Origin of the sequence: Lelliottia sp. CFBP8978 (assembly GCF_034046055.2) — a bacterium.
Taxonomy (GTDB): domain Bacteria; phylum Pseudomonadota; class Gammaproteobacteria; order Enterobacterales; family Enterobacteriaceae; genus Enterobacter.
On sequence record NZ_CM188253.1, the window covers coordinates 3,019,353 to 3,039,644 of the forward strand.

Below are 20,292 nucleotides of genomic sequence, written 5' to 3' on the forward strand. Positions count from 1 at the left end.
TGTCGTTTTGCTTTTACCTCGCAGCGCCACCGGGCAAAAACGATTACTTCAGATTCGCCTGCTGGAACAAATTGTCCCACATCCCCAGCACTAATGACTGGTCACGCGGGGAGAGCTCGCCCGCCTGAATAGCCTTTTCCAGACCCCGGCTCACTTCAGCGTGAACCGCTTCCGGCGAGTGATCGTCGCCTGCTTCCAGTTCCGCTACTGCAAGCGTCAGGTGACCACGCAGATAACCGCTGGCAAACAGTTCATCGTCACTGGCGTGTTCCACCATGTCATCAATTAACGCCAGAATGCGTGATTCAAATTCTGCGATCATCTTCTTTCCTCAGTTAAGATCTTCCGGCCACGGGAAGTGTTCCGCCTTTAATTCCGGCGTGTGGTAATAATTCTGTAATGCCTTGATGAAACGCGCCGGACGTTCCGGGATGCCTTTCTCAAGATATTCCATCACCTGGGCGTGGACGCGGCGCTGGAACGTAATGCGGTCCGGCTCGCAATCCCCTTCCAGGTTGTCGCAACTCACGTTGAACGGAAAGCCCGCAGCCACGCAAAATAACCAGTCGAAAGCCTGTGGCTTCACTTCCACATCTTCAAACTGCCCCTGCGTGGCGGCATCGCGGCCATCCGGACAATACCAGTATCCAAAATCGACCAGCTCGCGACGGGCTTTCCCGGCTATGCACCAGTGGGAAATCTCATGCAGTGCGCTGGCGTAAAAACCGTGCGCAAAAACAATTCGGTTATAGGGCACGTCGGCATCAGCAGGAAGATAGATCGGTTCGTCGTCGCCTTTAATCAGACGGGTATTAAAATCATCAGCAAAACAGCCGTCGAAAATTTCAACCAGCTGCTCATATTTATGCGTACTGTTCATTAGTTCATCCCCAACCAGTGGAGGATCTCCTGTCCATGGCTGTCATAAAGAAGTTTGGCACTCATTACCGCCGAGACGATCACAATCATCGGACGGATAAGCTTCTGCCCTTTGCTCAATACCAGACGCGAACCGACGCGCGCGCCCAAAAACTGTCCCACCAGCATCACAAAACCGGTCGCCCAGATCACTTTGCCGCCAATAATAAACAGCAGCAAACCGCCCAGATTGGAGGTGGCATTCAACACTTTGGCGTGCGCGGTGGATTTGGCAAGATTAAAACCAGCCAGCGTCACAAACGCCAGAGCGTAAAACGATCCGGCTCCCGGCCCGAAGAATCCGTCGTAAAAACCGACGCACCCGCCCGCCACCAATGCAAATGGCAATCCATAAAGACGGCGCTGACGGTCTTCTTCGCCAAGTTTAGGCATCAGTAAAAAGTAGAGGCCAATGCAGATCACCAGGATCGGTAAGATCTGCCGCAGGATGTCGGACTGAACATGCTGCACCAGCAGCGCGCCGGAGGTTGAACCGATGAAAGTCATCAAAATGTTGAGCTTCTGATCGGCGATACTGACGACCTTACGGCGAATAAAATAGATCGATGCAGAGAGCGAACCGCCGCACGCCTGCAGTTTATTTGTCGCCAGCGCCTGAGCCGGAGTCATCCCTGCCGCCAGCAGCGCGGGAACCGTCAACAGACCGCCGCCCCCCGCCAGTGCATCAATAAAGCCTGCCAGCATAGCAACGAAAAATAGCACCCCGAGCAACAGCGGAGACACCATAAACAGATCGACGAAGTTATCCATTAAAGTACATGCTCATCCAGTAGCGCCTGGCAGGAAGGCGGCAACGGAGGCGGTGTCTTCTTCTCAGGCTTAGTTGTTCCAGGTTTTGCCGGTTCAAACCAGCTTTGCAACTCGGCACCACAGCCATCACCCGGCGGGGGTAACGGCTGATCTTCACATTCGAGGCTGTTGGCCGGGCAACGCAAACGGACGTGCATATGCGCCCGATGCTGGAACCACGGGCGCACTTTGCGCAGCCAGTCGCGATCGGTTCCGGCATCCAGACACAGCTGCTGTTTAATCGCCGGATTGACGAAGATGCGCGTCACATCATTATCTTTTGCCGCCAGCTTGATCATGCTGGAAACCTGCTGCGACCATAGCGAAGGGACAATATTTTTACCGTCACGAGCGACTAAATCCAGCGCCTGCGGTTTAAGCAGTTGCGCCGAAGTCCAGCGCGTTTTCGGCAGTTGCAGGAAGATATCGACATCCAGGCCCGACTGATGGCTGGCGTGCCCACCATTAAAGCGACCGCCTGCTGGCATCCCCATATCACCAATCAGCATCGTACCCATGCCGAGATTGTGTACCTGGTTACCCAGACGCTGGATAAACAGCACCAGATCCGGATGACCAAAGTAACGGCGCTGGTCGGTACGCATCACCTGATAAGTCGTGGACTGCAACGGCAGTTCCTGCGCGCCGACGATACAGCCATTGGCAAACGCGCCAATCGACTGCGCGCTGCCCGCAATCGGATGGGTAATTTTCTGCCACGGGGTGGCTGCCAGAGAGGCCCCACTGGCAAGCAGGGCCAGCAGAGCAATTGCGGTTTTTTTCATGTTTACCAGCGTGGGATAGTGGTCGTCACGTCTGCGTTCTGCGCGCGCTGGCGCAGGAAATGATCCATGAGTACGATTGCCAGCATCGCCTCAGCGATAGGGACTGCACGGATACCTACGCAAGGATCGTGACGCCCTTTCGTGATCATCTCAACTTCTTCGCCAAAGCGGTTAATAGTCCGCCCGGGAACGGTAATACTGGAGGTCGGTTTCAACGCGATATGAGCAATAATCTGCTGCCCGCTGCTGATCCCGCCAAGAATGCCGCCAGCGTGATTGCTCTGGAAACCGTCTTTTGTGATTTCATCGCGGTTCTGGCTGCCGCGCAGGGCGACCACATCAAAACCATCGCCAATTTCAACGCCTTTCACCGCGTTGATACTCATCATGGCATGCGCGATGTCCGCATCCAGACGATCAAATACCGGTTCGCCGAGTCCTGGCGGAACGCCGTCAGCCACAACGGTCACTTTCGCACCAATGGAGTCGCCCTCTTTTTTCAGGCCACGCATCAGTTCATCCAGAGCGTCAATTTTATCGGCATCAGCGCAGAAGAACGGATTCTGTTCAACCAGATCCCAGTCTTTAATTGCCAGGGGGATATCACCCATTTGCGTCAGGCAGCCGCGGATCACGATGCCAAATTTCTGCGCCAGATATTTTTTGGCAATGGCTCCCGCCGCAACGCGCATCGCGGTTTCACGCGCGGAAGAGCGTCCACCGCCGCGATAGTCGCGAAAACCAAATTTTTGCTCGTAGGTGTAATCGGCATGTCCCGGACGGAACACATCTTTAATGGCACCATAATCCTGCGACCGCTGATCGGTATTTTCAATCAGCAGGCCAATGCTGGTGCCGGTGGTGCGGCCTTCAAAGACGCCAGAGAGGATTTTGACCTGGTCCGGCTCGCGACGCTGCGTGGTGTAGCGCGAGGTGCCAGGGCGGCGGCGATCGAGATCGTGCTGCAAATCGGCCTCGGTCAGTTCGATACCCGGCGGCACGCCGTCAACGATACAACCCAATGCCAGACCGTGTGATTCACCGAAAGTCGTTACACGGAATAATTGTCCAATACTGTTTCCTGCCATCACGGCTCCGTTGTCGTTGTTCTGTGTTTGAGCGTTGTGAAACGGGCCGAAGCCCGCTGGATTAATCTTTGTAGATGCTGAAGTGTTCACGCGCGGCGATGAGCTGCGCTTTGGTCAGCATGAAGACGCCTTCGCCACCGTTGTCAAATTCAAGCCAGGTGAACGGCACGTCCGGGTACTGCTCCATCAGATGTACCATGCTGTTTCCGACTTCACAAATCAGAATACCGTCATCGGTCAGATAATCCGGCGCGCAGGCCAGAATGCGGCGCGTCAGCTTCAGGCCGTCAGAACCGGATGCCAGACCCAGCTCTGGCTCGTGGCGATATTCATTCGGCAGATCGGACATGTCTTCCGCATCCACGTACGGCGGATTGGTGACGATCAGATCGTATTGCAGTTTTGGCAGGTCGCGGAACAGATCGGAGCGGATCGGCGTCACGTGATGAATCAGACCGTGCTCTTCAATATTGTGCTCGGTAACCGCCAGCGCGTCGCTGGAGATATCCACCGCATCCACTTCAGCTTCCGGGAAGGCATACGCGCAGGCAATCGCGATACAGCCGCTGCCGGTACACATATCCAGAATGTGCTGCGGCTGATGGTCGATCAGACCAGCAAAGTGATTGTTAATCAGCTCACCAATCGGTGAACGCGGAACCAGTACGCGTTCATCAACGAAAAATTCGTGACCGCAGAACCAGGCCTTGTTGGTGAGATAAGCCACCGGAATACGTTCATTGACGCGGCGAATCACGCGCTCGACAATGCGGTGCTTTTCGCTGGAGGTCAGACGCGCAGTACGCATGTCTTCAGGAATGTCCAGCGGCAAATAAAGCGATGGCAGAACCAGTTGAACCGCTTCATCCCAGGGGTTATCCGTGCCGTGGCCATACCAGATGTTGGCGGCGCTGAAGCGGCTAACCGACCAGCGCAACATGTCCTGAATGGTATGCAGTTCGTTTACTGCTTCATCGACAAATATTTTATCCATTATTCTCTCCAGGGCATGCTTGCGTAATTTTCGGCGGCTAGTTTGCCATGAAGACGGCGATAAATCAGCACCGGGACGGCGTGGGATGGGTGAAAAAATGCGTTTTGCTTGCGCCTCCCTCAGGTAAACTAAGGGAAATAAGAGATGAGACCGACTAATGAAAAAGAAAACATCGCTTAGCGAGGAGGAACAGTCGCTGTTTCGCCAGCTTATGAGCGGGACGCGTCAAATCACGCAGGACACTATTGTCCATCGTCCGGTACGCAAAAAAGTGACGCAGGTGCCGGTCAAACGGCTGCTTCAGGAACAGGCGGATAACAGTCACTATTTTTCAGACGAATTTCAGCCTCTGCTCAACACGCAAGGGGCTGTGAAATATGTCCGCGAAGACGTCAGCCACTTTGAGCTGAAAAAGTTACGCCGGGGAGATTATTCGCCAGAACTGTTTCTTGATTTGCATGGTTTGACGCAGATGCAGGCTAAACAGGAGCTGGGGGCACTCATTGCCGCGTGTCGTCGCGAGCATGTGTTTTGCACCTGCGTGATGCACGGTCACGGAAAGCATATTCTCAAACAGCAAACACCGCTGTGGCTGGCTCAGCATCCACACGTGATGGCGTTTCACCAGGCCCCAAAAGAGTATGGTGGAGATGCCGCGCTGCTGGTGTTGATTGAGGTAGAAGAGTGGCAACCACCGGAGCTGCCCTGACTGACTGGCGGGTGGCACGTGCTACCCGCCAACTCGTACGTCACGTCAGATAGCTTTAGCCATCTTCAAATTGCACGGACTCATTTGCCAGTTAAAGGTCCCTTTGCCGGTTTCGTCGAGCGTGACGTTGGCAATGGCAGAGGTGGTGAACATCGGTGGCGTTTCGCCAGGACAGAGTTCAGAGACCAGGTAGCCGACCAGCGGCAGATGGGAAATCACCAGCGCGGACGCGACGCCTTCGTTGCACAGCGCCTGAAGATATGCGCTGACGAGGCCGACATCGCCGCAAGGAGTGAGTTCCGGAAGAACATCCACGCTTTTTGGCAGGTTCATACACTCCCCCACCACATCCAGCGTCTGTTCTGCTCGCAGGAACGGGCTCACCAGAATACGTTCAATGTCCACTTTTTGACCCTTGAGCCACGTTGCCATTTGACGGGATTCGTCACAGCCACAGGTTGTCAAAGGACGAACAGAGTCACTGGCGGCATCGAGTGCCGCGTCGCCGTGACGCATGATAAAAACTTGCATATTGCACCGCTTTTGTTAACCAGAATCACCGGCGTTGACTACCCGCTACAACATCAAAAGGCAGAAAACCCGATGGCCGGGCATTGTGCCTGATCCATTCCGTGAATGAAACGCTGTTTTTTACCTTAATGGCGTAAGTATAGTCAATATCTGTTTACAAAATCGCCAAAACAGGTTCATTCACTCCGGAATATACTCTTCTTTGACCTTAGTTTACGAGGTCAGTTTCCTGTGCGGACCAAAAACGCAGGTTATTTTCTGCCATCCGTAATAAAGGTTCGCACGGTGTGAATCGCGGACCATAAAGTGATGCCAGACGCTGCAAAATTGCCACAACTTCAGCCGCACCCAGGCTATCCATATAACGGAACGGGCCACCCAGGAAAGGTGGAAAACCAATACCAAATACGGCGCCAATATCGCCGTCGCGCGCACTTTTAACGACCTGCTCATCAAAACAACGAGCCGCTTCGTTGAGCATCATCATGACGCAGCGCTCAGCGCACTGCTGCGCTGACAGTTTTCCCTGGCCGCTGGCCTGAATAAGCCCATATACTGAAGGGTCAACCTGTTTCTTGCTTTTACGCCCTTTTACTGCGTAAAGATAGAAACCGCGTCCATTTTTTCTGCCTTTGCGATCGTCATTCAAGATCGCAGAAACAATGTTTGCAGGCGCACCAAAACGTTCTCCATATGCGGCTTCAAGCACAGGTATAATTTTAGTGCCTGTATCAATTCCAACCTCATCCAAAAGTTGGATTGGTCCAACCGGAAAACCAAACTTGACCAGCGCATCATCAATATGCTCGATTTTTTCGCCTTCCGTCAGCAGCCGCATCGCCTCATTGATATACGGAGCCAGGATTCGGTTAACGTAAAATCCGGCTTTATCCGCCACCACAATCGGCGTTTTACCCTGCATCTTAGCGAGTTTAACGATCGTGGCGATCGTTTGCGGGCTGGTTGTCGCATGGGGGATGACTTCCACCAGCGGCATTTTTTCCACCGGGCTGAAAAAGTGCAAACCGATAACCTGCTCCGGGCGCGCGGCTCGAGCGGCGATATCGCCAATCGGCAGCGACGAGGTATTGGAAGCAAAAATGGTGTGCGCTGCACAATTTTGCTCGACTTCCGCCACCATCTGCTGTTTCAGCCCCAGATCTTCATAGACTGCTTCGATCACCACATCGCGGTGCTGAAAACCGCTGTAATCTGTAGTGCCTGAAATCAACGCCAGCTCTCTGTCCCGCTCACCCGCTTTTATATGGCGGCGTTTGACCTTTTTATCGAGAAGCTGCCAGCTGTATTGCAGCGCATGGTTAATCCCTTTGGGATTGATGTCCTTTATACGGACAGGCAGTTTGCCTTTACTCGCGGTCACAAATGCAATGCCGCCGCCCATCAGTCCGCCGCCCAGCACGCCAACGGCTTGCAGAGGCGCGGGCGCGGTATCGCTTCCGGGATCTTTTTTCACTTCGGTGCTGGCAAAAAAGACGCTGCGTAGAGCCTGTGACTGCGGCGTCATTGCCAGTTCGCCAAATGCGTTGGCCTCAGCTGCATAGCCGCTGCTGCTGCCCTGCGCCAGCCCCGTCTCAATGACCTCAAGAATCCGTTTTGTCGCCGGATAATTACCTTTGGTTTTTTGCTCGGTTTTCTTACCGACCATTTTAAACAACAGCGTGCGCCCGAGCGGCCCGGCGAGGATACGCTCGCGTACCGGTAAATCGCGGCTGCTCTTCCTGCCCTTCAGGGCCAGCTCAACGGCCGCTTCCAGAAGAATGGCCTGCGGAACAACTTCATCTACCAGTCCGGCCTTCAACGCCTGACGCGGGCGGAGTTGCTTACCCGTAAGAATCATCTCCAGCGCGGTACTGACTCCCACCAGGCGCGGCAGGCGCTGAGTCCCACCCGACCCCGGTAATAGCCCGAGTTGCACTTCCGGCAAGCCGAGAACCGTCTTAGCGTCATCCGTACAAATACGGCTGTGGCACGCGAGAGCCAGTTCAAGCCCCCCACCCAGGCAGGCGCCGTGGATTGCGGCAATAACCGGGACTGGCAGGCCGTGGATCTCTGCCATAATTTGTTGCCCCTGGCGAGCCAGCGCTTCAGCCTCTTGCGCACTGCCAGCCCGGGCAATCATATTGATATCCGCACCAGCGATAAAATTATCAGGCTTGGCAGAGATAAAAATCAGGCCACGAATATCTTTGTTTTCGCGAATTTGTTTCAGAATGGCACGCACCTGAACGCCAAATTCGGCCTTCAGGGTATTCATTTTTTCGCCCGGTACATCGATCGTAACGACCGCGATATTGTCCAGACGCACCGTCAGGGTAAAAGCAGACGTTGTCTCCATCACTCAGCCTCCAGAACCATCGCCGCGCCCAAACCACCTGCGGCACAGGCGGTGACCAGACCAAATCCTCCGCCGCGACGGCGAAGTTCATGCAGCGTTTGCGTAATCATGCGTGCGCCGGTGGCGGCAAACGGGTGACCGTAGGCAATAGAACCGCCCAGCACGTTAAATTTGCTCTCATCCACTTCCCCCGTCGCATGCGCGCGGCCCAATACATCGCGGGCAAAACGTTCGCTGGCCAGCAACTGCAGATTAGCCAACGTCTGTGCGGCGAAGGCCTCATGCATATCAATAAGGGTTAAATCAGAAAGGGTTAATCCTGCGCGCTCAAGCGCCAGTGGCGTGGACCAGGCCGGCCCCAGCAGCATATCCTGCCAGACATCAATGGCGGTAAAGGCGTAGCTGCGTAAATAGCCCAGCGGAACCAGGCCGAGTTCTTTCGCCCGCGATTCAGTCATCAGGATCACTGCTGCCGCCCCGTCGGTCAGCGGCGTGCTGTTTGCCGCCGTGACGGTGCCGTGCTGGCGATCAAACGCCGGGCGTAATTTGGCATAATCCGCGAGCGTCGAGCTTCCGCGAATGTTGTTATCTTCGCAGAGAGGTTCACGAAACGGCGGGATATAGGCCGTCATGACTTCCTGTGCGAGTTTTCCCTCTGACCACGCCAGCGCCGCGCGCTGATGCGAACGATGCGCCAGGGCATCTTGCTGTTCACGCGTAATGCCGTAGGTTTTCGCCATCTGCTCGGCGGTATCCCCCATACGCAGGCCCGTGGAATATTCGGCGACCGCTGGCGGTACAGGCGCGAGATCGCGCAGACGCAGGCGGGAAAAGAGCTTGAGGCGTTGCCCCATGGTGCGGGCTTTATTGACGTCAACCAGCACGCGCGCCAGCTTTTTACTGACGCCGATCGGCAAAACAGAGGACGAGTCGGCCCCTCCGGCTATACCTGCGCGGATGGTTCCGGTCATCAAGCTTTCTGCCACGTTCGCGACGGCCTGGAAACTGGTTGCACAGGCCCGGCTGACGCTATAGGCATCGGTATGAACGCTCATGCCCGTGCCGAGCACAATTTCGCGTGCGATATTTGGCGCTTCAGGCATCTGAACAACCTGGCCGAAAACCAGCTGTTCGATAACATCGGGAGGTATTTCGCTGCGAGCCAGCATCTCCCCGACGACCATTTTCCCCAGATCGACAGCCGGTATTCCATGATATGCCGTCGCCTGACGTGCAAACGGAGTACGCAATCCACTGACAATGGCAATGCGGTCGCCCTGGTGGGTGACAAGCGGTAATGCCTGACTCATAACACTCCCCTGTAAATGACATAAGCGCAAAGTGGTCTGACCTGATAACAGTCTTAACCATTTTTTTACATTCAGCCAATCAGGGAAACGAAAAATTGCGAGCTAAAACACAGAGAAGAAAAAGAAAACGCCCCTGAAGAGACAGAGGCGCTTAAGAAGGGATTAACGCAAGCCGAGCTGGAAAATCAGTGTTTCTGCTTCGCAGGCAAAAACGAAGTCAATATCGAGCTGTACGCCGCCGTTCACTTCGGTGAAGGTGGATTTGATTTCACAAGGATCGGATTCAACATCACGCGCGCGTTGAGTCAGCGCGGCTAAGGTTTCTTCAGCTTCACTACGTTTGCTGAATACACGGCTGTAAGACGCGGTGCAATCGGTGTTATCCATGATGGTACCGACATCCATACAGCAGCAAACCGGGGTTTCATCAGCACTGCATTTACTCATAGCTCAAGTTCCTCTGGATTCGCGCACAGCGCGAGATAAACACGTTGCTGATATTTTACGCCCGTAGCAGGGGTCTCTCCAGTCGTTAATGGCGCAAAAGCCGATAAGTGACCGTTATCACACCAAAAAATGATCTAACGCAAAAATCACCCTTTTTGCTGAGTGTGGGTGGTGACATTTTTGCCACACGGATCTCGTTTCAAAAAACATCTTGGAAAAATCTCAGAAACAAACTTGCAACATCCCATCTGGTCAGACCTATACTCTCGCCACTGGTCTGATTTCTAAGTGTTACCACAGACCCTACACTTCGCGCTCCTGTTACTCTATGTAACATATATTGCATAAAAATAACTCAATGAGGTTATGGTCATGAGCCAGAAAACCCTGTTTAAAAAGACTGCGCTGGCAGTTGCAGTGGCAATCGTATCAACGTCCGCCTGGTCAGCGGGCTTCCAGCTTAACGAATTTTCTTCCTCTGGCCTTGGCCGTGCATATTCCGGGGAAGGCGCAATTGCCGATGACGCAGGCAACGTGAGCCGTAACCCGGCGCTGATCACTATGTTTGATCGCCCAACCTTCTCAATGGGTGCCGTTTATATCGATCCTGATGTCAACGTGAGCGGAAAATCCAATTTAACCGGACAAAGTGCTAACCAGGACAACATTGCGCCAGTTGCCTGGGTCCCTAACATGCACTTTGTTATGCCAATTAACGATCAGTTTGGTTGGGGCGCGTCTGTAACGTCCAACTATGGTCTGGCAACAGAATTCAATGACAGCTACGCGGCGGGTATTTACGGCGGTAAAACTGACCTGCAAACCATTAACCTGAATCTGAGCGGCGCTTATCGTCTTGACAGCAACTGGAGCTTCGGTGTCGGCTTCGATGCGGTGTACGCGAAAGCGAAAATTGAGCGCTATGCGGGCTCACTCGGCCCACTGCTGGCTGGTCAGTTACAAGGTATGGTTCCACCGTCAATGCTTGATGGTATTAATTCACCTGATGACCAGATCGCGTATCTGAAAGGCGACGAGTGGGGATTCGGCTGGAACGCAGGCATCCTTTATGAGCTGGACAAAAACAACCGCTGGGGCCTGACCTACCGTTCTGAAGTGAAAATTGACTTCGACGGTGACTATAAAAGCTCCATTGACCCGAACCTGAGCAATATCTTCGCCAGCATGGGGCTGACCGGTCTTCCGGCTGGTACCGGCGGCAGAACACAGAATGGCGCTCTGACCCTGAACTTGCCTGAAATGTGGGAAGTGTCGGGTTATAACCGCGTTGCGCCGCAGTGGGCCGTCCACTATAGCCTGACCTACACCAGCTGGAGTCAGTTCCAGGAGCTGAAAGCAACGGGCAATAACGGCCAGACGCTGTTCTATAAAGATGAAAGCTTCAAAGATGCTTATCGTATCGCGCTGGGTACGACCTACTATTACGATAAGAACTGGACCTTCCGCACCGGTATCGCGTTCGATGATAGCCCGGTCCCGGCTGACAAACGTTCCATTTCTATTCCGGATCAGGACCGTCTGTGGCTGAGCGCCGGTATGACTTACGCGTTTAACGACGATGCTTCTGTCGACGTGGGTGCTTCTTATATGCATGGTCAGAACGTGAGCTTTACCGAAGGTGAAGGCCCTGCTGCTTACACCTTCAAATCTGAAGGTAAAGCCTGGCTGTTCGGTACCAACTTCAACTACGCGTTCTAATCGCGTCGTGATTAAAAAAGGTGAGCATTTGCTCACCTTTTTTATTTATTCTTTATCTATCTCTGAAAGTTCATTCTCGATGGCTTTGGCGTTCGGATTATCTTCCGGCTTCAGCTTACCACCATTGGCGATAAAGTCATGATTCTGGAAGTAGGCTTCGCGCACCATAATGTACGGATCGGACGACTGACGCAGCAGGCCGTCAGAATCCAGCAGTTGCGCGCGTGTCTCAATACCTTCAACGGTCCATTTACCAATCGACAGCGGCCAGGTCAGCCACGACAGGACCGGATAAAGGGTATCCACCATGTCACCACCGTCATCACGAACAGTAAAGCTGCCGTAGAACGGTAAGTGCATATAAGGACCATAACCCACACCATAACTGCCGAGCGTACTGCCGAAACGGTGCGGCTGTTCACGCTGCAGTTTCGGATTGGCCATTCCCGCCACATCAATAAAGCCACCCATACCTAACAGGCTGTTCAGGAAGAAGCGGGTGAAGTGCACCATCCCCTGATAGGGATTACCCTGCAGGAAGAAGTTCAACATAACCGCAGGCTCTTCGAGGTTGCTGGTGAAGTTACTCATACCGTTACGCGCCGGTTGCGGAACGTAATCGCGCCATGCCACAGCAACCGGACGAACCAGATACGGATCCAGCACGTTATAGTTGAAGCTATACATGGAACGGTTAAACCCTTCTAAAGGATCGGAGCGCCCCGTTTGCTCACCTGAGCTGGCGCAGCCCACAAGCAAGGTGGTGCCCAGCGCGAGCGCCGACAGCCGAAGTTTCATTTATTTCTCCCTGTTAAGTATGGCTATCGTCGATTGCCATCCGTAACGGAGCGCATGACGCTCCATCTGAAAACATGCAAATGATTGTAACAGCACGCTTCCGGATGTCTACGCACACAATGACGGGCAGCCATCCGCCATCGCTCTAATCACAGCATAGCCTGGCTTTATGGTTTCATTTCGGCGGCCATATTATCCAGTGCCAGCATAAGTTGTATCGCGTTTATTGCCATTGCCGGGAAAATAAGAGCTTCCCCAAGGGCAATGTCCGGAAAACCGCTACGATTAGAATGATGATAACGCAGCGAGATGCCTATATGGACGACTTAAAAGAAGAGAAGATTGATAAACATACCGACGAACTGGAAGTCGAAAGTGAAGAAAAACAGCACGGGAAAAAAATCGAGATAGACGAAGATCATCTCCCCTCCCGCGCGATGGCTATTCACGAACATATTCGCCAGGACGGCGAAAAAGAGCTTGAGCGTGACGCGATGGCGCTGCTGTGGTCCGCCATCGCCGCAGGGCTGTCAATGGGTGCATCGCTGCTGGCGAAAGGTATTTTTCACGTGCAGCTGGAGGGCGTTCCCGGCGGATTTTTGATTGAAAATCTCGGGTACACCTTTGGCTTTGTCATTGTGATCATGGCCCGACAGCAGCTCTTTACTGAAAACACCGTCACGGCGGTCCTGCCGGTCATGCAAAGCCCGACGTGGGGAAATTTCGGGCTTCTGATGCGGCTGTGGGGCGTGGTGCTGCTGGGTAATATTATTGGTACCGGCGTTGCCGCATGGGCGTTCGAGTATATGCCGATATTTGATGAGCCCACCCGCGATGCCTTCGTTAAAATCGGGATGGACGTCATGAAGAACACGCCGGCCGAAATGTTCTCCAATGCCATCATCTCCGGCTGGATTATTGCCACTATGGTCTGGATGTTCCCCTCTGCGGGCGCGGCAAAAATTGTGGTGATTATCTTAATGACGTGGCTTATTGCGCTGGCCGATACCACTCATATCGTGGTGGGAACGGTGGAAGTGCTCTATCTGGTATTCAACGGTACGCAGCACTGGAGCGATTTTTTCTGGCCATTCGCCCTGCCCACTCTCGCGGGGAATATCTGCGGTGGGACCTTTATCTTTGCCCTGCTCAGTCATGCGCAAATTCGTAATGACATGTCCAATAAGCGTAAGGCAGAACTGAAGGAAAAAGAAAAATCCCGGCAAAACAATGATGAAAAGTCGAAAAAAACAGGTTAAACGGTGACTCTTTAAGCAGTCAGGCGGCATCATGCTTAACGCAAAGTATAAATAACGTTATACTCGTGCCGCCTCGTCCCCTTAGTTAAATGGATATAACGAGCCCCTCCTAAGGGCTAGTTGCAGGTTCGATTCCTGCAGGGGACACCATCTGGCGCATCTGCCTCGCATTACACCACATCATAGAAATTGCTGTTTTTTGGCATAGCCCGCCCAATCAGCTGTTCCTCGCTTACCATCCTCAAGGGAGATTTTCTTGAAAATTTTACTGCTGCTAAGCCTCATCCCCCTCCTTATCTCACCTGCTTTTGCCGCGACGGCGGTTAAACTCTCCTGTTCGATACGTGATAATGTGACGGTCTCCCAGTTCAAATATCAGCTCAGTACAATGAAATGGGACAATCGTTTTCAAATTGCCTCAGGCGTTAAGCATGCGCGCACCAAAAATAATATTCCGTATGCGGTGACGCGTTTCAGGAACGGCGATAAACTTGTGGTGTTTGAGGACTCTCAAAAATATTTTCTGGTCTATGCCAACAGTGACACGCCGGATCGGTGTGAGTTAATTGAGTCTTACGACTACGACGTGACGGAACTACCGCGGTTTCACAAATTGAGTTCAGCCTCATAGTAACCTGTTTTGGCCTGCTGAAAGCGAATAACCAGCAGGCTTTTATTTAATTTCAGTCAATAATTGTTTTATATTTACGACAACATTGACAGTTTTAACGACGAGATGAATAAACGGGTATTCTCAGGTTATCTCTCGTCATGAGAAGAAGAAAATAGCATTGGCCTTTCGATTAATACCCCTCATAATTTACCCCCAGGCCGAAAATGTTTTTGTGCAAAATGAAACCTTACGGATTGCCGCCTAAGGGATTGGTTTCACACTGTAACTAGTCATGGCACAGAGAGTGTAAGGATGCTAATCTACGCAGCCCACCCTATGTTGGCAGTGGCCGGGCAGTGCCGTAAAGTTCGGTAAGATCTGAAACCATCGCCCTGAACTACGGTCTAATCAGCATATTGTAACGCAGCCTTTGCGTTATCTAATCAGGCTTTATATAGGTTCACTACTTTGTCTCAATGCAAATTCGAACGTGCATTTCTTCACCCACGTTACTGGCTCACCTGGTTTGGCCTTGGCCTTCTTTGGTTACTCGTTCAGATGCCTTATCCCGCGATCCATGTGCTTGGTTCACGCCTGGGCAGTGCATCCCGTTTATTCCTCAAACGTCGCGAATCCATCGCCCGCAAAAATCTGCAGCTTTGCTTTCCTGATTACAGCGATGAACAGCGCGAAAAAATGATCGCCGAAAATTTCAAATCCATCGGCATGGCGCTGCTGGAAACCGGTATGGCCTGGTTTTGGCCTGACGAACGCGTACGCAAATGGTTCGATGTGGAAGGCCTGGAAAATCTGCAACACGTGCAGGCAAAGAACCGCGGCGTGATGGTTATCGGCGTCCACTTTATGTCGCTGGAATTGGGCGGCCGGGTAATGGGCCTCTGCCAGCCGATGATGGCAACCTATCGCCCACATAACAATGCGTTGATGGAATGGGTGCAAACGCGCGGGCGCATGCGCTCTAACAAGGCGATGATTAGCCGCAATAATTTGCGCGGTTTAGTCAGTGCGCTAAAAAAAGGCGAAGCGGTGTGGTTCGCGCCCGATCAGGATTACGGTCGCAAAGGCAGCAGTTTTGCCCCGTTCTTCGCGGTGAAAGATGTCGCTACCACTAACGGCACCTTCGTTATTTCGCGTCTCTCCGGTGCGCCGATGTTAACGGTCACGATGGTCAGAAAAGCGGACAAATCCGGTTATCGCCTGTTTATCTCTGAGGAATTGCATAATTATCCACAGGATGAGCATGCCGCCGCCGCCTATATCAACAAAGTGATAGAGAGCGAAATCATGCGCGCGCCGGAGCAATATCTCTGGGTTCACCGCCGCTTTAAAACCCGCCCTGTCGGTGAGTCCTCTCTCTACGTTTAATCACTTTCTGAGGTTAGTTTCGTTAAGAAACTAACCTTTTCAATCACCTGTAATTTCTCTCTGTTATCGTTTTCTCAAACCGTCGCTCAATGCTTTTTATTTCGCGCTGAAATCAAACTGTCGCCGTTCCACGACACTCGTAAGTACCGGAAAGTATTTAAAAAAATGCCTCTTGTCACCCCTCATTTTTAGGCGTACATTAGCGCCGTCTGGCAACGGGAACGCACAGAATTCTGAGCTGGAGTCAATGACGTAACGGGATAATTCTTATTTCCGCTTTGCTCTGATTTCAACTCTCTATACTCAGTTGGACTCTATTTTTTAAGGCGTATCCTTGATACGCGGAGCGATGAAACGTGAAATATTTCTTTATGGGCATTTCGGTGATTGTTTTAGTGTGGGCCGGAACGTTTGCCCTGATGATCTGAGCGAAGAAAATACAGTTAAAAAAACAGGAGCCGTTGGCTCCTGTTTTTTTATGCACTTTTCAGCCTAATCAGCGTCGGTGGTGCTTTTTTTATCCGTTGGCAAAAGCCCGTCAGCGCGGAACATCGCTTTGATGCCTCTCACCGCCTGGCGAATACGATCGCTGTTTTCAATGAGAGCAAATCGTACGTGCGTATCGCCGTAATCACCAAAACCGATACCTGGTGAAACGCAGACTTTGGCATCCTGGAGAAGTTTTTTGGCAAACTCCAGCGAGCCCATCGCGGCATACTGCTCCGGGATTTTTGCCCAGACATACATAGAGGCTTTCGGCATGTCGACCATCCAGCCCGCTTCATGTAACCCTTTCACCAGCACATCCCGGCGGCGTTTATACTGCGCCGCAATGTCATGCACACACTGCTGGTCACCTTCCAGCGCAGCGATCGCCGCCACCTGAAGCGGAGTGAAGGTTCCGTAATCGTGATAACTTTTAATTCGCGCCAGCGCGTTGACCAGCGTTTTATTACCAACCATAAATCCGATGCGCCACCCTGCCATGTTGTAACTTTTTGACAGCGTAAAGAATTCAACTGCAACATCGCGAGCTCCGGGCACTTGCATGATCGAAGGCGCTTTCCAGCCGTCATACACAATATCGGCATAGGCCAGATCGTGAACCACCAACACATCGTACTGCTTCGCCAGCGCCACGACTTTTTCGAAGAACTCCAGCTCAACGCATTGCGCCGTTGGGTTCGACGGGAAGCCGAGAATCATCATTTTAGGCTTCGGATAGCTTTCGCGAATCGCGCGCTCCAGCTCGTTGAAGAAGTCGACGCCTTCCACCAGCGGGACGGAACGGACCTGCGCCCCGGCGATCACCGCGCCATAAATATGGATCGGATAGCTCGGATTGGGGACCAGCACCGTATCGCCATGATCCAGCGTTGCCAGCATCAAATGCGCCAGCCCCTCTTTGGAGCCAATGGTCACAATCGCTTCGCTTTCAGGGTCGAAGTCCACCTGATAGCGATCCTGATACCAGCGGCAGATTGCACGACGCAAACGCGGGATCCCGCGAGAGGTGGAGTAGCCATGAGTATCAGGGCGCTGAGCAACGGTGCAGAGTTTTTCCACAATGTGGGGCGGCGTGGCCCCATCAGGATTACCCATGCTGAAGTCGATAATGTCTTCGCCGCGCCGACGCGCAGCCATTTTCAGTTCAGCAGTGATATTAAAAACATAAGGGGGGAGACGATCGATACGCGTAAAACGGCGTTCAGGACTGAATTCAGCCATAGATTCCTCAGAGTCACGTTAGCGCCCGGACCGTCCGAGCGACGCTGCCACGCATGTGGCATGCATAGAAAATAGCCTGATTAAAAACGCGCTGTCGAGAGGGGAATGAAAAAATAATTCTCACGCTAAAAAGGGATCATCGTCATGAAGAAAAGCGGAAGCGAAATGCAGTGAACGACTGGTCTGACGTATTTTATTTAACCAATTGATATCAATAAAATTACATTCACGTTCCACTGTAAGCTGAATATGAACTGAGTCAGCCACTACCACTCAATCCCCTTTGAAGAAAAGGGTTTTTCCTCATTTGATAAAACCGCGCGATTGCTGGTCATTAGGCGTCAGGTTTCCTATCATAGGTTTTTCCCGCTTTTCCAGGTTTACTCGTGCACGAAATATTCACTATGCTGCTGGCGGTATTCGACCGCGCGGCATTAATGCTGATTTGTCTTTTCTTCCTGATCCGCATCCGGCTCTTTCGCGAGCTTCTGCACAAATCCGCGCACTCGCCAAAAGAGCTGCTGGCCGTCACTCTGATTTTCTCGATGTTTGCGCTTTTCAGCACCTGGTCCGGCGTGCCGGTAGAAGGCTCGCTGGTTAACGTGCGAATTATTGCGGTGATGTCTGGCGGAATTTTATTTGGCCCGTGGGTGGGAATTATCACCGGTATCATTGCCGGAACGCACCGTTATTTAATTGATATTGGCGGAGTAACGGCCATTCCCTGTTTTATCACCAGCATCATCGCGGGGATACTGTCGGGCTGGATTAACCGCAAGATCCCAAAAAAACAGCACTGGCGGGCAGGTATTGCCGCGGGGATGCTGTGTGAAACGCTAACGATGATCCTCGTGGTCGCATGGACACCGAATACCGCACTCGGGCTGGATATTGTCTCTAAGATCGGTATTCCGATGATCCTCGGCAGCGTCTGTATCGGTTTTATCGTCCTGCTGGTGCAGAGCGTCGAGGGTGAAAAAGAGGCCAGCGCCGCGCGGCAGGCGAAGCTGGCGCTGGATATTGCCAATAAAACGCTGCCGCTGTTCCGCCACGTCAATGCCGAGTCGCTTCGCCAGGTCTGCGATATTATTCGCCGTGATATTCATGCCGATGCGGTGGCCATCACCAATATCGACCATGTGCTGGCCTACGTTGGCGTGGGCGAAGACAACTATCGCGACAACGACGACACCGTGAGCCCCACCACGCGTAAAGCAATTAACTACGGTAAAATCATCATTAAAAACAATGATGAAGCCCATCGCACGCCGGAAATACACTCCATGCTGGTGATCCCGCTGTGGGAGAAAGGCATTGTGACCGGCACGCTGAAAATCTATTACTGCCACGCGCACCAGATCACCTCCACGCTTCAGGAGATGGCCATTGGTTTATCGCAGATTATCTCCACCCAGCTGGAGGTCTCTCGCGCCGAGCAGTTACGGGAAATGGCAAATAAGGCAGAGCTGCGCGCGCTGCAAAGCAAGATTAATCCCCATTTCCTGTTTAACGCCCTGAATGCCATTTCATCCTCCATTCGCATGAATCCGGATACCGCCCGCCAGCTGATTTTTAATCTGTCGCGCTATCTGCGCTATAACATCGAACTGAAGGACGATGAGCAGATCGACATCAAAAAAGAGCTGTACCAGATAAAAGACTATATCGCGATTGAGCAGGCGCGATTTGGCGATAAGCTGACGGTTATCTACGATATTGATGAAGAGGTGCATTGCGTGATCCCCAGCCTGCTGATTCAGCCACTGGTTGAGAATGCGATTGTCCACGGCATCCAGCCCTGCAAGGGCAAGGGCGTGGTTACTATCAGCGTAGCGGAATGCGGTAACCGCGTGCGCGTGGCGGTGCGGGATACTGGCCACGGCATCGATCCTGGCGTGATCGCTCGCGTCGAGTCTAACGAAATGCCGGGCAATAAAATTGGCCTGCTGAATGTGCATCACCGCGTGAAGTTGCTGTACGGCGAAGGGCTGCATATTCGTCGCCTGGAGCCCGGCACTGAAATCGCTTTTTATGTCCCCAATGAACACTTGCCCGTTCATACACAAACGCTGTTGTTACCCTGAGGCCGGAGTTACGCATGAAAGTCATCATTGTGGAAGATGAGATCCTGGCCCAACAGGAGCTGAGCTGGTTGATTAAAGAACACAGCCAGATGGAGATTGTGGGCACCTTTGAAGACGGTCTGGATGTGCTGAAGTTTTTACAGCACAACCGGGTCGACGCCATTTTTCTGGATATTAATATTCCGTCCCTCGACGGAGTTCTGCTGGCGCAAAATATCAACCAGTTCGCCCATAAACCGTTTATTGTGTTTGTCACCGCCTGGAAAGAGCATGCGGTGGAGGCGTTCGAACTGGAAGCATTTGACTACATCCTGAAGCCCTATCAGGAGTCCCGCATCGTCAGCATGTTGCAAAAACTTGAGCTGGCATGGCAGCAGCAGAGCCAGGGAAGCGTCACCCCTGCCCCCGTGACCACACGCGAAAACGACACCCTGAATCTGATCAAGGATGAGCGGATTATCGTCACGCCGATGGATGATATTTACTACGCCGAAGCCCACGAAAAGATGACGTTCGTTTATACCCGCCGGGAGTCATTCGTGATGCCGATGAATATCACCGAGTTTTGCAGCAAATTACCGGCCTCGCACTTTTTCCGCTGCCACCGCTCGTTTTGCGTCAATCTCAATAAAATCCGCGAGATCGAGCCGTGGTTTAACAACACCTATATTTTACGCCTGAAGGATTTGGATTTTCAGGTGCCTGTGAGCCGCAGCAAGGTGAAGGAATTTCGGCTGTTAATGCATTTTTAATGCCC

20 protein-coding genes and 1 tRNA gene are annotated in these 20,292 nt (G+C 52.6%); 9 read left to right on the plus strand and 12 right to left on the minus strand.

Annotated elements, in window-relative coordinates; genetic code table 11:
* Positions 1–43: 43 nt before the first annotated feature.
* The 6 genes from SOM82_RS14200 to prmB all read right to left on the minus strand — a co-directional run bounded on the left by SOM82_RS14200 (position 44) and on the right by prmB (position 4,595).
* Positions 44–322, minus strand: a complete 279-nt coding sequence (locus tag SOM82_RS14200; RefSeq protein ID WP_100779413.1) for a YfcL family protein — start codon at positions 320–322, stop codon at positions 44–46.
* 9 nt (positions 323–331) lie between these two features.
* A complete protein-coding gene (locus SOM82_RS14205; RefSeq protein ID WP_154127479.1) occupies positions 332–880 on the minus strand; it encodes an elongation factor P hydroxylase in 549 nt (182 codons plus the stop codon).
* Positions 880–1,689, minus strand: a complete 810-nt coding sequence (locus tag SOM82_RS14210; RefSeq protein WP_154127480.1) for a sulfite exporter TauE/SafE family protein — start codon at positions 1,687–1,689, stop codon at positions 880–882. Before SOM82_RS14210 ends, SOM82_RS14205 begins: the two co-directional genes overlap by 1 nt.
* Positions 1,689–2,513, minus strand: coding sequence for a penicillin-insensitive murein endopeptidase (gene mepA / locus SOM82_RS14215; RefSeq protein ID WP_154127481.1), 825 nt, complete (start codon positions 2,511–2,513; stop codon positions 1,689–1,691). The genes SOM82_RS14210 and mepA overlap by 1 nt, the downstream gene beginning before the upstream one ends.
* Positions 2,514–2,515: 2 nt before the next feature.
* Positions 2,516–3,601: a chorismate synthase gene (gene aroC / locus SOM82_RS14220; protein WP_320459706.1), complete on the minus strand. Its 1,086-nt coding sequence runs from the start codon at positions 3,599–3,601 to the stop codon at positions 2,516–2,518.
* Positions 3,602–3,662: 61 nt separating this feature from the next.
* Positions 3,663–4,595 carry a 50S ribosomal protein L3 N(5)-glutamine methyltransferase gene (gene prmB, locus SOM82_RS14225; RefSeq protein ID WP_154127483.1) on the minus strand — a complete coding sequence of 311 codons (933 nt, stop codon included), beginning with the start codon at positions 4,593–4,595 and terminating at the stop codon, positions 3,663–3,665.
* A gap of 157 nt (positions 4,596–4,752) precedes the next feature.
* Between prmB and smrB the strand changes: the two genes are divergently transcribed.
* Complete coding sequence (smrB, locus tag SOM82_RS14230) at positions 4,753–5,304, plus strand: endonuclease SmrB (protein WP_154127484.1); 552 nt, start codon at positions 4,753–4,755, stop codon at positions 5,302–5,304.
* A 45-nt stretch (positions 5,305–5,349) separates the two neighbouring features.
* Here the strand turns inward: smrB and sixA are convergent, their stop codons facing one another.
* From sixA to SOM82_RS14250, 4 genes are all read right to left on the minus strand, one after another.
* Complete coding sequence (gene sixA / locus SOM82_RS14235) at positions 5,350–5,835, minus strand: phosphohistidine phosphatase SixA (RefSeq protein ID WP_154127485.1); 486 nt, start codon at positions 5,833–5,835, stop codon at positions 5,350–5,352.
* A gap of 208 nt (positions 5,836–6,043) precedes the next feature.
* Positions 6,044–8,191 carry a fatty acid oxidation complex subunit alpha FadJ gene (gene fadJ / locus SOM82_RS14240; protein WP_320459705.1) on the minus strand — a complete coding sequence of 716 codons (2,148 nt, stop codon included), beginning with the start codon at positions 8,189–8,191 and terminating at the stop codon, positions 6,044–6,046.
* Positions 8,191–9,501: an acetyl-CoA C-acyltransferase FadI gene (fadI, locus tag SOM82_RS14245; RefSeq protein ID WP_320459704.1), complete on the minus strand. Its 1,311-nt coding sequence runs from the start codon at positions 9,499–9,501 to the stop codon at positions 8,191–8,193. Before fadI ends, fadJ begins: the two co-directional genes overlap by 1 nt.
* A gap of 162 nt (positions 9,502–9,663) precedes the next feature.
* The gene (locus tag SOM82_RS14250; protein WP_154127487.1) at positions 9,664–9,948 is read right to left on the minus strand and encodes a YfcZ/YiiS family protein; all 285 of its coding nucleotides are present in this window, start codon (positions 9,946–9,948) and stop codon (positions 9,664–9,666) included.
* 372 nt (positions 9,949–10,320) lie between these two features.
* On the opposite strand from SOM82_RS14250, the gene fadL reads away from it, so the two are divergent.
* On the plus strand, positions 10,321–11,667 hold the full coding sequence (gene fadL, locus SOM82_RS14255; protein ID WP_154127488.1) for a long-chain fatty acid transporter FadL: 1,347 nt from the start codon (positions 10,321–10,323) through the stop codon (positions 11,665–11,667).
* A gap of 45 nt (positions 11,668–11,712) precedes the next feature.
* Here fadL and mlaA read toward each other — a convergent pair whose 3' ends face one another.
* Positions 11,713–12,465: a phospholipid-binding lipoprotein MlaA gene (gene mlaA, locus SOM82_RS14260; protein ID WP_320459703.1), complete on the minus strand. Its 753-nt coding sequence runs from the start codon at positions 12,463–12,465 to the stop codon at positions 11,713–11,715.
* 317 nt (positions 12,466–12,782) lie between these two features.
* Here mlaA and SOM82_RS14265 point away from each other — a divergent pair, with 317 nt between their 5' ends.
* The 5 genes from SOM82_RS14265 to ypdK all read left to right on the plus strand — a co-directional run bounded on the left by SOM82_RS14265 (position 12,783) and on the right by ypdK (position 16,151).
* Complete coding sequence (locus tag SOM82_RS14265; protein WP_320459702.1) at positions 12,783–13,724, plus strand: formate/nitrite transporter family protein; 942 nt, start codon at positions 12,783–12,785, stop codon at positions 13,722–13,724.
* Between the two features lie 75 nt (positions 13,725–13,799).
* Positions 13,800–13,874: transfer RNA gene (locus tag SOM82_RS14270), tRNA-Arg, on the plus strand.
* Positions 13,875–13,980: 106 nt separating this feature from the next.
* Positions 13,981–14,355, plus strand: a complete 375-nt coding sequence (locus SOM82_RS14275; protein ID WP_320459701.1) for a hypothetical protein — start codon at positions 13,981–13,983, stop codon at positions 14,353–14,355.
* A 450-nt stretch (positions 14,356–14,805) separates the two neighbouring features.
* Positions 14,806–15,723 carry a kdo(2)-lipid IV(A) palmitoleoyltransferase gene (gene lpxP, locus SOM82_RS14280; RefSeq protein ID WP_320459700.1) on the plus strand — a complete coding sequence of 306 codons (918 nt, stop codon included), beginning with the start codon at positions 14,806–14,808 and terminating at the stop codon, positions 15,721–15,723.
* A 356-nt stretch (positions 15,724–16,079) separates the two neighbouring features.
* Complete coding sequence (gene ypdK / locus SOM82_RS14285; protein ID WP_099458937.1) at positions 16,080–16,151, plus strand: membrane protein YpdK; 72 nt, start codon at positions 16,080–16,082, stop codon at positions 16,149–16,151.
* A gap of 64 nt (positions 16,152–16,215) precedes the next feature.
* Here the strand turns inward: ypdK and alaC are convergent, their stop codons facing one another.
* A complete protein-coding gene (gene alaC / locus SOM82_RS14290; protein ID WP_154127492.1) occupies positions 16,216–17,451 on the minus strand; it encodes an alanine transaminase in 1,236 nt (411 codons plus the stop codon).
* A gap of 386 nt (positions 17,452–17,837) precedes the next feature.
* On the opposite strand from alaC, the gene SOM82_RS14295 reads away from it, so the two are divergent.
* Positions 17,838–19,535 (plus strand): LytS/YhcK type 5TM receptor domain-containing protein, encoded by a 1,698-nt coding sequence (locus tag SOM82_RS14295; protein WP_320459699.1) that lies wholly within the window; start codon positions 17,838–17,840, stop codon positions 19,533–19,535.
* 14 nt (positions 19,536–19,549) lie between these two features.
* Entirely contained in the window at positions 19,550–20,287 is a 738-nt protein-coding gene (locus SOM82_RS14300; protein WP_154127493.1) for a LytR/AlgR family response regulator transcription factor, read from the plus strand.
* Positions 20,288–20,292: the final 5 nt, after the last annotated feature.